Genomic DNA, 12829 nt, shown 5'->3' on the forward strand with positions numbered 1-12829 from the left:
GGCAGTCTTGTCAGCGGGGGTTCCCGGCCAGCACCGACGGCGGCTGGGAAGCGGCCAGTGCCACCGCGTGCCGCGCCGCGGGCGCCGGGCGCGCCAGCATCTGGCGGATCGAGGCGAGGTAGCGGTCCCCGACTTCGCGCGTGGCGCGGTTGGCCTGCGCGCGCAGCGAGCGCCGCGGCGGCGGCGTGACGTTCAGGCTGCGGCAGATCGTGGACAGGTAGGGTTTGCGTTCCCCGGTCAGCCGCTGCGCTGCCGCCGCGAGGGCCGCGTCGCCGACCCGCGCGCGCAGCCACGCGAGGACCTGGCGGTCGTATTCGTTCTGGACCCGGACCAGATGCTCCATGATGGGCTCCTGAAATACTGTTCATGCATACAGTAACTGTAAATATATACAGTAATCGGGAGATTTCAAGGAACGGCGGATGCGGGGGAATGGATGTGGCTTATGAATAACCTGCCCGCCAATGCCGGCGCGGCGGCTGGTAGCCGGCCCGGGATTGCCCGGGCTGGACGGCGGTAGTGCCGGTTGCGGCAATGGGTGATGAGGGGAGGAAAGCGTGGCGGATGCCGCGCCGGACGGCCGGCGATCCGCCGCGATGAGACGGCGCCGGCCGGCCCGGACGCGGGCGATGTCGAGGGCGCTACGCCAGCTGGTTCATCAGCGTGTCCTGGGCGGACACCAGCCGGCGGCCGCGCCGGCGCCGGTAGCTGCCGTCCGGCTCCAGCTCCCAGGTATCGCGGTTGTCCTTGAGATAGCGCTTGAGGCCTTCCTCGATCACGCGCTTCTTGAGGGCCTTGTCCAGCACCGGGAAGCAGATCTCGACGCGGCGGAAGAAGTCGCGCTCCATCCAGTCGGCGCTGGACAGGCGCACGTCCTCGGCCTTGTCGTTGTAGAAATAGAAGATGCGCTCGTGCTCGAGGAAGCGGCCGAGCACGGAGCGCACCCGGATGTTCTCCGACAGCCCCGGCAGGCCGGGCCGCAGCGCGCAGGCGCCGCGCACGATCAGCTCGATCTTCACGCCGTCGCACGAAGCCTGGTACAGCGCCTCGATGATCTTCGGCTCCAGCAGCGCGTTCATCTTGGCGATGATCAGGCCCTTGCGGCCGGCCCTGGCGTGCCTGGCCTCGCGGCGGATGGCCTCGATCAGCGCCGCGTGCATGGTGAACGGCGACTGCCACAGGTGCGCGAGCGTGCCGGGATGGCCGAGCCCGGTCAGTTGCGAGAACACGTTGGCCACGTCGGCGGCGATGGCTTCCTTGCAGGTAAACAGGCCGATGTCGGTGAAGTTGCGGGCGGTCTGCGAATGGTAGTTGCCGGTGGAAAGATGCACGTAGCGGCGCAGCTTGCCGCCCTCGCGCCGCACCACCAGCGCCATCTTGGCGTGCGCCTTGTAGCCCACCACGCCGTACACCACGTGCGCGCCGGCTTCCTCGAGCTGCGCGGCCCAGTTCATGTTGGCTTCCTCGTCGAAGCGGGCCAGCAGCTCCACCACCACGCTGACTTCCTTGCCGCGCCGCGCCGCGCCGATCAGCGCGTCGAGCAGGGCCGAGTCGTTGCCGGCGCGGTACACCGTCTGCTTGATCGCCATCACGTCCGGGTCTTCGGCGGCCTGGCGGATGAAGTCCACCACGGGCGCGAACGACTGGTAGGGGTGGTGCAGCAGGATGTCGCCGTCGCGGATGGCGCGGAACATGTCGGTCTGCTCCTGCTGGAGCGCCTTCGGCAGGCCGGGCCGGCACGGCGGGTATTTGAGGTCGTCGCGCGCGACGCTGTCGGGCACCGGCAGCAGCCGCACGAGATTGACCGGCCCGTTGACGGCGAAGACCTCGGTCTCTTCCAGCCCGAACTGGCCTTGCAGGAAGCGCGTCATCTTGGGCGAGCAGTTGTCCGCCACCTCGAGGCGCACCGCGTCGCCCAGGTGCCGCTGCGGCAGCTCGCCCTGCAGCGCGTCGCGCAGGTTGCGCACTTCGTCCTCGTCGACGAACAGCTCGCTGTTGCGGGTGACGCGGAACTGGTAGCAGCCGCGCACGCGCATGCCGGGAAACAGCTCGCCCACGTGCGCATGCAGGATCGAAGACAGGAACACGAAGCCGTGCGGGCAGCCCGAGATCTTGCTTGGCAGCAGGATCACGCGCGGCAGCGCGCGCGGCGCCTGCACGATGGCGGCGCCGGCTTCGCGGCCGAAGGCGTCCTTGCCTTCGAGCTCCACGGCGAAATTCAGGCTCTTGTTGAGCACGCGCGGGAACGGGTGCGCCGGGTCGAGGCCGATCGGGGTGAGCATCGGCATCAGCTCGCGGAAAAAGAACTCGCGGATGTACTCGGCCTGCTCGGCGGACCAGTGCGGGCGCCGCAGGAAGCGGATGCCCTCGGCGGCCAGCTCCGGCACCAGCACGTCGTTGAACAGCCGGTATTGCTCCGCCACCAGCTTGCGCGCCCGCGCGCCGAGCAGCGCGTAGACCTGGCGCGGGTCCAGCCCGTCCGGGCCGGGCAGCGCGGACTGCAGCTTGATCTGCTCCTTGAGGCCGGCCACGCGGATCTCGTAGAACTCGTCGAGATTGCTGCTGAACACGCACAGGAAGCGCAGCCGCTCCAGCAGCGGGACCTCGGGGTCCGCGGCCTGGAGCAGCACGCGGTGGTTGAACTCCAGCTGGCTGGCGATGCGGTTCAGGAAGGTCTGCCGGGCATCGGCGCTGGCGAGGAAATCCGCGGGAGCGCCTTTTGCATCACTCGACGGCAAGGGGAGGGACGGGGCGGTCTGCAGTGGGACACCCGAGCCTTCGGCCATATTCGACTTCAATCCTTTTTCTTGTATGGGTCGCCACCGGCGGCGACACGATGGCCTGATAGTACCGCGTCGCGCGGCGCTTGAGGAGGGTGGCGCGGCGCTCGTGCCGCAGTCGCGCGGCGCCTGCATCGTGCCGGACCGGCGGCGGGAACGGCCGCGCCGGCTGCCGCGGGCGCGCGCCGCATTCATTCCATGCCGGGATAGGTTTATGAAAACCATTCGCTTGTGACGCGCGGCGGGCTGCGAATAGGATGCCCCCATCAAAACAGAACAGACGATGAGGAGACATGGCATGAAGAGATTCGCAGCCTTGCTGGTGGCATCGGCCGCGCTGGCCCACGCCGCTTTGGCGCAGGACGGGGAGGCCTATCCGGCCCGCCCGGTGAAACTGGTGGTGCCGTTCGGCGCCGGCAGCGCGTCCGACACCGCGGCGCGCATCGTCGCCGAGGCGGTGCGCGACAAGCTCGGCACCATCGTGGTGGACAACCGCCCCGGCGCCAACGGCATCATCGGCTCGGCCTACGTGGCCAAGGCCGCGCCCGACGGCTACACCCTGCTGCTGACCAGCAGCGCCACCCATTCCGGCATCGGCGCGCTGTACCGCCATCCCGGCTACGACCCGATCAGGGACTTCGTCCACATCACGCGCATCGCCACCATCCCGATGGTGCTGGTGACGCGCCCCGACGCGCCCTACAAGACCGCGAAGGAACTGGCCGCCCAGGCCCGCAAGGCGCCGCTGCGCTACGGCTACGGCAGCGGCTCCGCGCAGATCGCCGCGGCGACCTTCAGCATGGTGGCCGACGCGCCCTCCGAAGGCATTCCGTACAAGAGCCAGCCGCCCGCGGTCACGGACCTGATGGGCAGCCAGATCGACTACATGCTGGCGGACACCTCGGTGGTGACGAGCTTCCTCAAGGGCGGCAAGCTGGCCGGCCTGGCCATCTCCAGCCCGCGGCGCTCGCCCGACCTGCCCGGCATTCCCACCATGACGGAGGCCGGCTACAAGGACTTCGACCTCGTGGTCTGGGTCGGCCTGGCGGCGCCCGCGGGCACGCCCGCGAGCGTGACCGAGCGCTGGAACAAGGAAGTCGGCGCGGCCTTGTCCGACCCGCAGGTGAAGGAAAAGCTCGCCCGCCTGGGCATGGTGGCCAGCCCGAGCGGCATCAGGGAGCACGGCGCCTTCGCGCTGGCGCAGCGCGACATCTGGACGGCGCGCGCGGCCAGGGCGGGAGTCGAGCAGCAATGACGCAGCCGTTCAGCCAGCCGGCGCCGCTCGAAGGGGTGCGCGTGCTCGACCTGACCTCGGTCGTGATGGGGCCGGTATGCACCCAGATCCTGGCCGACTACGGCGCCGAGGTGGTCAAGGTGGAGCCGCCCGAGGGCGACGTGATGCGCCATGCGGGAGCCAAGCGCGCGCCGGGCATGGGCGCCATGTTCCTGCACGCCAACCAGGGCAAGCGCTCGGTGGTGCTCGACCTCAAGCGCGCGCAGGACCAGGACGCGCTGCGCGCCATGCTGCCCGGCTTCGACGTGTTCATCCACAACGTGCGCCCGCAGGCGATGCGCCGCCTGGGCCTGGACGAAGCCGCGGTGCGGCGCCTGCATCCGTCGGTCGTTCACGTCGAGCTGACCGGCTACGCCGCCGACGGCCCCTACGAGGGCCGCGCCGCGTACGACGACATCATCCAGGCGCAGACCGGCCTGGCCGAGCTGTTCGCGCGCCAGTCGGGCGGCGCGCCGATGTACGTGCCGACCCTGATCGCCGACCGCGTCACCGGCCTGACCGCGGCGCATGCCACGCTGGCCGCGCTCTATCGCCGCCGGCAGACGGGGCAGGGCGAATCCGTGAAGGTCTCGATGTTCGAGACCGTGGCCGCGTTCGTGCTGGGCGACCACCTCGGCGGCGCGAGCTTCCTGCCGCCGGCCGGCCCGATGGGCTACAGCCGGCTGCTGACGCCGCACCGGCGCCCCTACCGCACGCTGGACGGCCACATCGCCGCGGTGGTGTACAACGACAAGCACTGGCGCGCGTTCTTCGCGGCCATCGGCGACCTCGCCGCGTTCGAGGCCGACGCGCGCTTCCAGACCGCCGCCGCGCGCGCCGAGAACTACGACGCCATCTACGGCTACCTGGCCGGGGTGCTGGCCACGCGCACCAGCGCCGACTGGCTGGCGCTGCTGGCGGCGGCCGACATCCCGTGCAGCCCGGTCAACCGCGTCGAAGACCTGCTCGACGACCCGCACCTGCGCGCCATCGGCTTCTTCGAGGAAGACACCGGCGGGGCCGCGCACGGCACGCGCCGCATCGCCGCGCGCTTCCGCTCGCCCGCGGCATCCACGGCATCCGCGCGTGGCGGCGCCGCGGCGCCCGAGCTTGGCGCGCACACAGCACAAGCCGCGCAAGCCGTGCCGCGCGGGCAGATCGAGCCGGCGGACCGCTGAATCCAACCATCATCCGGGAATTCCCCTCATGCAGACGCTTCACCATGTCACGCTCGCCACGTCCGCGCAGGGCGTCGCCACCATCCAGATCGCCAACGGCACCTCGCTCAACATCCTCGACTCCGACACCATCGTCGAGCTGACCCGCCTGCTGCGCACGCTGGCGCGCGACCCACAGGTGCGCGCGCTGGTGATCCGCGGCAGCGGCGACAAGGCCTTCATCGGCGGCGCCAACATCAAGGAACTGGCCCGGCTCGATCCCGACACCGCGGTGGCCTTCATCACGCGCCTGCACGACCTGTGCGAAGCGGTGCGCGACTTTCCGGTGCCGACCTTCGCGCGCCTGGCCGGCTGGTGCATGGGCGGCGGCATGGAGCTGGCGGCGGCCTGCGACATCCGCGTGGGATCGACCGCGGCGCATTTTTCCATGCCCGAGGTGCGCATCGGCATCCCCTCGGTGATCCACGCCAACCTGCTGCCGCGCCTGATCGGCGAAGGCAACACGCGCTGGCTGCTGCTGTCCGGCGCCGCCATCGACGCGGCCAGGGCGCACGCGTGGGGCTTCCTCAACGAGCTGGCCGAGCCCGACGCGCTCGACGCCGCCATCGCGCACGCGGTGGGCGAGATCCTCGAATGCGGCCCGGCCGCCGTGCGTGCGCAGAAGGCGCTGCTGCGCGGCTGGGAGAATCCGGCGCTCGAGCGCGGCCTGAAGGACAGCATCGCCATGTTCGGCGCGGTCTACGAAGGCGCGGAGCCGGATCAGTACATGCAGCGCTTCCTCAACCGCAAGCGCCCGGCGTGAGCCGGCGCGGGGTTCTCTTGTAAGATCGGGGGCGCCGGGCGGCGCCCTCGCGGCGGCGGTCCGGCCGCAGGGCGCCATCCGGCGCTTTCGCACACGGCCGCGCCATCATGAACCTGACGATCCGGGAGTTCCGCGTTTTCCGCGTGGTGTACGAACTGCGCAGCTTCAGCGCCGCCTCCGAAGCGGTGCACATGACGCAGTCCGCGGTCAGCAAGCTCTGCCAGGAAATGGAGGCCAAGGTCGGGCACCGCCTGTTCGAGCGCTCCACCCGCAAGGTGGAGCCCACCATGCTGGCCGACCACCTCTACGGCTATGCGTGCGAGATCCTCGGCACGATGGACGCCGCCGAGCGCAGCCTCAACGGGCTGCTGAGCCTGGAACAGGGCGAGGTCCGCGTGGCGGCCTCGCCGATGATGACGCAGGGCCTGCTGACCGGCCCGGTCAGCCGCTTCCACGCGGCGCACCCGGGCGTGCGCATCGGGCTGCACGAACTCTCCACCGACGAGACCATCGACTACGTGGTCAACGGCAAGGCGGACTTCGGCCTGGTGTCGATCGAGCAGACCCATCCCAAGCTCGCCATCGAGCGGCTCTACGACGAGTCCATGTACGCCATCTGCGCCAGGGACCATGAACTGGCGAAGAAAAAGCGCGTCTCCTGGGACGCGCTCAGCGCCTATCCGCACGTCTCCATGCATCCGTCCTTCAGCGTGCGCCGCACCGTCGACCGCGTGTACGGACAGAAGGGGCTGGGCTACGTGTCCGTGATCGAGGTCGGCACCGTCCTCTCCGTGCTGGGGATGGTGAAGGCCGGCGTCGGTGTGGCGGTGCTGCCCGGCTACGTGATGAGCTTCGTGTCGGACATCGGGCTGGCCTCGGTGTTGCTGCCGGCGGCCGACTACAGCCACCCGATCTCGCTGATCCGCCGCTGGAACGCCCGCCCGTCGACCGCGGCCGAGGCGCTGATCGCGCTGCTGAAGGAAGCGATCGCGCCGGGGTAGGCGTGCGTCCTTGCTCAGGCCCGATGCGCCCCGTCGCGGCAGGCCGGCACCTCGATCTCGAATCAGCGCGCTCCCTCGATGCCGCCGCCGGCCCGCCGGGCGGCGATGAAATACAGCAGCGCGCTGGCGGCCGCGGCGGCGGTGCCGACGATGGCCAGGGCGATCGCCAGTCCGGCCTTCGGATGGCCCAGCCCTTCGTTGATGGCGCCCACCGCGAACGGTCCCAGCCCGCCGCTGATGGCGTTGGTCAGGAACACCAGCAACGCCACCGCGCGGCCGCGCATGCGGTTGGGAATGGCGATCTGCAGCGGCACCGGCGCCAGCGCCATGACGATGCTGGCGGCATACGCGCACAGGCCGTACAGCGCCAGCGACAGCCACATCGCCGGCGCGAGCGGCGCCGCGCAGGCGGCGGGCACCAGCAGGGCGGCCGCGCCGCAGGCGATGCGCAGCACCTTGCGCAGCGCGTCGCGGTCGTCGACCTTGCCCACGAACAGGCTCGCGCTGACGACGCCCGCCATGCCGCCGATCATGTAGACCGGGCCGGTCAGCTTGCCGACCGCGCTGGCGGACAGGCCGAAGCTGCGGATCAGCAGGGTCGGGAACCACGCGGCGTGGGAGTAGAACAGCAGGATGAGCGCGACGTAGCCGAAGAAATAGGGCAGGCAGAAGCGGTTGCGCACGAACAGCTCGCGCAGGACTTCGCCGATCGGCGGCGCGGCCCCGGCGGCGCCTTGCGCGGCCGGCAGCCCGCGCCGCGCCGGCTCGCGGATCGTCGCCAGCACCAGCGCCGCGAGCGCCAGGCCGGGCAGCCCGACCAGGAAGAAGACCACCTGCCACGGCTGCAGGCCCTGCCTGGCCAGCCAGCCGGCCATCGCGGGCTGGTCCATCCAGCCCAGCAGCGCGCCGCCGCCGAGCAGGGCGACGCCGCCGCCGATGTAGGGCCCGAGCATGAACACGCTGCTGGCGCGCGTGACCTTGCGCGGCGGGAACATGTCACTGAAGATGGACAGCGCGGCCGGGCTCAGCGCGGCTTCGGCGATGGCCGTGCCGGCGCGCCAGACCAACAGTTCGCCGAAGCTGCCGGCGGTGCCGCACATGGCCGTGGAGATGGCCCAGATGGCGACGCAGGCCGCACTCAGGCGCACGCGGTTGGAGCGGTCCACCAGCCGCGCCACGAACACGCCGGCGGTGGCATAGCAGAGCGTGAAGGTCGCGCCCTGCAGCAGGCCGATCTGGGTGTCGCTGAGCAGCAGCGATGCCTTGAGCGGCTGCACCAGGATGCTGACGACCTGCCGGTCGATATAGGAAAAGGCAAAGCACACGAAGAACATGAATACGATGTATCCATGCGAGAACGCGGTGCCGGTGTCTTCGATCACCGGCGCGTCGGCGCCGGGCGCGCCGGCTTGCAGGGCCGGCGCGGCTTCGGGGGCGGAGTGCATGAAGGTTTCCTCGTAAGGGCGGAGGGCGGGCCGGCGCGCGTCAGGGAAGGCGCGCCGGTCCCGGCGAGGCTGTCGGCTACAGCGTGGCGGGGGCGGCCAGCAGGGCGATGCAGTCGCCGGGCTCGACGCCGGCGAAGCTGCGCGCGCACACCACCATGCCGGCGCCGCCGAAATGCAGTTCGCGCGGCGGCTCCCACGGCGCGTAGGGATCGAACAGCCGCCCGGCCAGTTCGCCGGCGGCCACCTGCTGCCCCAGCGTGAAGCAGGGTTCGAACACGCCGTGGCGCGGCGCGAACAGGTAGTGCCGGGTGCCGTCCACGGCGATGAAGCGCGTGTCGTGGCGCGGCGGCGGCGGGTTGTCGCCGCGCGTCAGGCCGGTGGCGTGGAGCACGCGGCGCAGCCCGTCCTCGACGATGGCGAGACCTTCCACATTGCAGCTGCCGAAGCCGCCGAACTCGCCGCACAGGAACAAGGTGCCGTGGCGCTCGGCCGCCGCGCCGTAGGTCCGGTCCTCGCCGAGCAGGTCCATGATCATGGTGTGGGGCGCGGCGAACGCATTGACCAGCTTCAGGTACTCGGCGCGGCGCGCCGGGTCGGGCGGCAGCGCGGCCAGCAGCGTGGGCATGTGGTTGAACGAGGCGCCGCCGGCGTGCAGGTCGAGCACCACGTCGGCGCGCGGAAAGAGCTCGGTGTCCACGTAGTGCGCGATCATCGCCGTGACCGAGCCGTTGCGCTCGCCGGGAAACATCCGGTTCAGGTTGCCGCGGTCGATCGGCGAGGTGCGCGAGCCGTTCAGGAACGCCGGGAAGTTCAGCGCCGGGATCACGATCAGCCGGCCCTCGATCCGCATGGCGGGCATGCGCTGCAGCAGCTTCATCAGCGCCAGCGGGCCTTCGTATTCGTCGCCGTGGTTGCCGCCGGTCAGCAGCACCGTCGGCCCCGTGCCCTGCTTGAGCACGGCGACCGGCGCGGGAATGTGGCCGTAGGCGGAGCGGTCGTGCGAATAGGGGATGCGCAGCACGCCGGTCTGGAAACCCTCGCGCTCGTAGTCGATCCCGGTCGAGATCAGTGTTTTCCTGGAAGGGGTGTGGTCGTTCGGTCGGCCTGGCATGCCTTGTCTCCGGTGGGGGATCGGGCGCGGCCGGTTGGCGTCTGGAGGGGGCGGCCGCGCTGCATGTCATATTGATGACCGCGGCGGTCGACGACAAATGCCGTTTTCTGGCGCAGGCGATGCCTTCCAGGCATCAGCCCGGCGCGGCGCCGGCCTGTCGCATCGCTTCGACGGTCTGGATGAAGCGCGCAAGCGCGGGCGCGGGCGCATCGGCCTTGTGCGCGAACACGAGCGGCATCGGGATCGACAGGTCCGTGAACGCGGCGAAGCGGCACAGCGCGGGCGGGCGGCCGAGGTTGGCCGAATTGACGATGGCCGCGCCGACGCCGGCGCAGACCAGCGACAGCATGGCGGCCTCGGTCGAGACCTCCTGCACCACGTTGAGCGTGATGCCGCACGCCTGGCAGGCGCCGATCAGACGGTCGTAGTAGAGCGGATACGTGGCGCGCGGGAAGGTCACGAACGGCCAGTCCGCGATCTGGCGCAGCGCCACGCCGGGCAGCCCCGGCCGGGCGCGGGCGGTTTCCTGCGCCGGCAGGGGCCAGGCGAGCGGCGCGGCCAGCATGACGTCGTTCGTCGTCAGCGGCAGCGTGCCGAGCGGTTCGGCGAGCGGTCCGTACTGGTAGATGAAGCCGCCGTCGAGCGTGCCCGCGCGGATCTCGTCGAGCTGCAGCGGCGTGTTCATCGGCACCAGCTCGATGCGCACGTCGGGCACCTCTTCCTGGAAGCGGCGGAAGACGTGCGGCACGATGCCGTCCCAGCCGCTGTTCTCGACGAAGCCCAGGCGCAGGTAGCCTTGCACGCCGGCCGAGATGCGCTGCGCGCCGCGCGCGGCCACGTCGAGCTGGTTGAGCGCCGCGCGCGCATCGCGCAGGTAGGCCTGGCCGGCCGAGGTCAGCCTGAGGCCGCGCGGCGTGCGCTCGAATAGCGCGAAGCCGAGCTCCTCCTCCAGGTCGTGGATCTGGCGCGAGATGGCGGGCTGCGTGACGTGGACATGCTCCGCCGCCACGCGAATGCTCTCGTGTTCGGCCACGGCGATGAAATAGCGCAGATGTCGTAGTTCCACAGACTTACCCGTTGTTGAGTTGCGCCGGCGGCGGCCGGTCCACGGCAAACATGCCACAAAGCGCCGGCCCCGGAAAGGCGGGGCCGCGCGGCGCGGCGCATGTCCGGCGGGCATCGGCGGCCGGCGCACGCTGCCTGACGCGGGGCGCGGCCGGCAAGCCGACGACGGAACCGGAGGCATATGGTTGCGTTGCCATGCCGGCGCCGCGTTCAGCGCTGCGCGCCCGCCGCCGCCCGTTCGAGCCGCGGCACGAGGAAGTCGATGAACGCGCGCAGCTTGGGCGGCTGCACGCGCCCGCGCGGGAACACGGCGTGCAGGTCCGGGCAGCGCCCGAGCCAGCCCGGTAGCACCGGCACCACCAGCCCCTGTCTGGCATGCCGCGCCATGATGAGGTCGGTTGCCATCATCAGGCCCGCGCCGTCGAACAGCGGCGCCTTGAGCGCCTCCGGGTCGTCGGCCTCGATCACGGGGCGGATCGGGTAGTCGACGAGCTTTCCGGCCGCGTCCGCGCGGCGCATCGGCCAGGCATGGCCGCCGGTGCGCCGAGCCACGCGCGTGGACAGCGCCGCGTGCTCGCGCAGCGCATCCGGATGGGCCGGCGCGCCGTGCCGCGCGAGATAGGCGGGGCTGGCGTAGATGCGGTTCGGGAAGGTCGCGAGCCGGCGCGCCGCCATCGACGAATCCGGCAGGTCGCCCATGCGCAGGGCGAGGTCGATTTCCTCGCCGACCAGATCGAGCGTGCGGTGGCTGAGCACGAGGTCGATCTGCACGTCCGGGCAGCCGGCGCGGAATTCCGCCAGCAGCGGGCCGAGCAGGCTGACCGACAGCGAATACGACGCCGTGATGCGCAGCGTGCCGCGCGGTGCGCCGTGCAACTGGCCCACCGCGGCATCGGCGTTGGCCAGCATGGCGGGAATGGCGCGGCAGGATTCGTAATAGAGCGTGCCGGCCTCCGTCAGGCCGAGGCGGCGCGTGGTCCGGTGCAGGAGCTGCGCGCCGAGCCGCTGCTCGAGCTCGCGCAGCTTGCGGCTGACCGTGGTCTTGGGCAGGTCCAGCGCGGCTGCGGCTGCGGTGAAGCTCCCGGCTTCCACGACCTTGAGGAAGACCAGGGTGTCGTTCATGTCGGGCATGGTCGGGGCGGCGCGCGGCGTGGCAGGAGCGATGGCGGGTGACGCCGATTATGCCATCGGCGGCACAATGATTGCCGGAAACGACGACTTATCGCGGTGGCGGACCGTTGTTATCGTTCCATTCATCGCCGATTCGGCACCAATATCAGATCCAGTGCGGCGCCTGACGAAGAGGCCGCCGCATAACCGGAACGAGACCCGCCATGCATTTCTCCCGCTTCCTGCTGCTTGCCACCGCTTCCATGTCCGTCCTCGCCGCCAGCCCCGCCGGCGCCGACGTGGCGCCTTCGCCGGACAAGCCGGCCAGCCCGGGATGGGTGGCGCGCCAGGCCCCCGGTTTCTATCGCTTCGCGCTCGGCGCGTTTCGCGTCACGGTGCTGTCCGACGGCACCGCGCCGCGCGACGTGCCGGCCATCACGAGCGACCCGCAAGCCGTGCGCGCGGCGTTCGCGGCCGCCCACCAGGCCTTGCCGGTCGAGATCTCCGTGAACTGCTTCCTGATCGATACCGGCGAGCGCCGCATCCTCGTCGACACCGGCGCCGGCGAACTGTTCGGGCCGCTGACGGGCCGCCTCGTCGACAACCTGCGCGCCGCCGGCTACGAACCCGGCGACATCGACGACATCCTGCTGACGCACATCCACGGCGACCATTCCGGCGGCCTCAGCATCGGCGGGCGGCGGGTGTTTCCGAATGCCGTGGTGCACGTGGACCAGCGCGACCCGGCCCTGTGGCTCAGCGCCGAGGCCGAGGCCCGCGCGCCGGCGGCGGCCCGCACGACCTTCCGCCAGTCGCACCAGACCGTGGACCCGTACGTGGCGGCCGGCAGGCTGCGCACCTTCGATGGCGCCACCCAGTTGTTTCCGGGCGTGCGTTCGGTGCCGCTGTACGGCCACACGCCCGGCATGAACGGCTATTTCATCGAGAGCCAGGGCCAGCGGCTATTGCTGTGGGGCGACATCATCCACGCCAGCGAGGCGCAGTTCCGCGATCCCGGCATCACCATCGACTACGACGTCGACCGCGCCGGCGCCGCGGCGGCG

General features: G+C 70.9%; 11 protein-coding genes. 5 read left to right on the forward strand and 6 right to left on the reverse strand.

The window, feature by feature from the left end:
* Positions 1 to 10: 10 nt before the first annotated feature.
* Positions 11 to 343, reverse strand: coding sequence for a hypothetical protein (locus tag K206_RS0103830; protein ID WP_020201090.1), 333 nt, complete (start codon positions 341 to 343; stop codon positions 11 to 13).
* Positions 344 to 641: 298 nt separating this feature from the next.
* Positions 642 to 2786, reverse strand: a complete 2145-nt coding sequence (gene ppk1 / locus K206_RS0103835; RefSeq protein ID WP_043365322.1) for a polyphosphate kinase 1 — start codon at positions 2784 to 2786, stop codon at positions 642 to 644.
* Positions 2787 to 3078: 292 nt separating this feature from the next.
* Here ppk1 and K206_RS0103840 point away from each other — a divergent pair, with 292 nt between their 5' ends.
* From K206_RS0103840 to K206_RS0103855, 4 genes are all read left to right on the forward strand, one after another.
* Positions 3079 to 4035 (forward strand): tripartite tricarboxylate transporter substrate binding protein, encoded by a 957-nt coding sequence (locus K206_RS0103840; protein WP_020423658.1) that lies wholly within the window; start codon positions 3079 to 3081, stop codon positions 4033 to 4035.
* On the forward strand, positions 4032 to 5231 hold the full coding sequence (locus K206_RS0103845) for a CaiB/BaiF CoA-transferase family protein (RefSeq protein WP_020201093.1): 1200 nt from the start codon (positions 4032 to 4034) through the stop codon (positions 5229 to 5231). The genes K206_RS0103840 and K206_RS0103845 overlap by 4 nt, the downstream gene beginning before the upstream one ends.
* 28 nt (positions 5232 to 5259) lie before the next feature.
* Positions 5260 to 6033: an enoyl-CoA hydratase gene (locus K206_RS0103850; RefSeq protein WP_020201094.1), complete on the forward strand. Its 774-nt coding sequence runs from the start codon at positions 5260 to 5262 to the stop codon at positions 6031 to 6033.
* Positions 6034 to 6140: 107 nt separating this feature from the next.
* Positions 6141 to 7034 (forward strand): LysR family transcriptional regulator, encoded by an 894-nt coding sequence (locus K206_RS0103855; protein WP_020201095.1) that lies wholly within the window; start codon positions 6141 to 6143, stop codon positions 7032 to 7034.
* Positions 7035 to 7096: 62 nt separating this feature from the next.
* On the opposite strand, the gene K206_RS0103860 is transcribed toward K206_RS0103855, so the two are convergent.
* From K206_RS0103860 to K206_RS0103875, 4 genes are all read right to left on the reverse strand, one after another.
* Positions 7097 to 8479 carry an MFS transporter gene (locus tag K206_RS0103860; protein ID WP_020201096.1) on the reverse strand — a complete coding sequence of 461 codons (1383 nt, stop codon included), beginning with the start codon at positions 8477 to 8479 and terminating at the stop codon, positions 7097 to 7099.
* Between the two features lie 76 nt (positions 8480 to 8555).
* Positions 8556 to 9590 carry a succinylglutamate desuccinylase/aspartoacylase family protein gene (locus tag K206_RS0103865; protein WP_020201097.1) on the reverse strand — a complete coding sequence of 345 codons (1035 nt, stop codon included), beginning with the start codon at positions 9588 to 9590 and terminating at the stop codon, positions 8556 to 8558.
* Between the two features lie 133 nt (positions 9591 to 9723).
* A complete protein-coding gene (locus K206_RS0103870) occupies positions 9724 to 10656 on the reverse strand; it encodes a LysR family transcriptional regulator (protein WP_020201098.1) in 933 nt (310 codons plus the stop codon).
* A gap of 209 nt (positions 10657 to 10865) precedes the next feature.
* Positions 10866 to 11777 carry a LysR family transcriptional regulator gene (locus K206_RS0103875; protein ID WP_231401545.1) on the reverse strand — a complete coding sequence of 304 codons (912 nt, stop codon included), beginning with the start codon at positions 11775 to 11777 and terminating at the stop codon, positions 10866 to 10868.
* Positions 11778 to 11989: 212 nt separating this feature from the next.
* Between K206_RS0103875 and K206_RS0103880 the strand changes: the two genes are divergently transcribed.
* On the forward strand, positions 11990 to 12829 hold an 840-nt coding region (locus K206_RS0103880), incomplete at its 3' end, for an MBL fold metallo-hydrolase (protein ID WP_020201100.1).

The sequence above is a fragment of the Cupriavidus sp. WS genome (assembly GCF_000395345.1).
In the GTDB taxonomy this organism is placed as follows: domain Bacteria; phylum Pseudomonadota; class Gammaproteobacteria; order Burkholderiales; family Burkholderiaceae; genus Cupriavidus; species Cupriavidus basilensis_B.

Excerpts from the sequence above, each read along its gene's own strand:
- K206_RS0103830 (WP_020201090.1), bottom strand. The coding sequence starts at position 343 with ATGGAGCATCTGGTCCGGGTCCAGAACGAATACGACCGCCAGGTCCTC.
- ppk1 (WP_043365322.1), bottom strand. The coding sequence starts at position 2,786 with ATGGCCGAAGGCTCGGGTGTCCCACTGCAGACCGCCCCGTCCCTCCCC.
- K206_RS0103840 (WP_020423658.1), top strand. The coding sequence starts at position 3,079 with ATGAAGAGATTCGCAGCCTTGCTGGTGGCATCGGCCGCGCTGGCCCAC.
- K206_RS0103845 (WP_020201093.1), top strand. The coding sequence starts at position 4,032 with ATGACGCAGCCGTTCAGCCAGCCGGCGCCGCTCGAAGGGGTGCGCGTG.
- K206_RS0103850 (WP_020201094.1), top strand. The coding sequence starts at position 5,260 with ATGCAGACGCTTCACCATGTCACGCTCGCCACGTCCGCGCAGGGCGTC.
- K206_RS0103855 (WP_020201095.1), top strand. The coding sequence starts at position 6,141 with ATGAACCTGACGATCCGGGAGTTCCGCGTTTTCCGCGTGGTGTACGAA.
- K206_RS0103860 (WP_020201096.1), bottom strand. The coding sequence starts at position 8,479 with ATGCACTCCGCCCCCGAAGCCGCGCCGGCCCTGCAAGCCGGCGCGCCC.
- K206_RS0103865 (WP_020201097.1), bottom strand. The coding sequence starts at position 9,590 with ATGCCAGGCCGACCGAACGACCACACCCCTTCCAGGAAAACACTGATC.
- K206_RS0103875 (WP_231401545.1), bottom strand. The coding sequence starts at position 11,777 with ATGAACGACACCCTGGTCTTCCTCAAGGTCGTGGAAGCCGGGAGCTTC.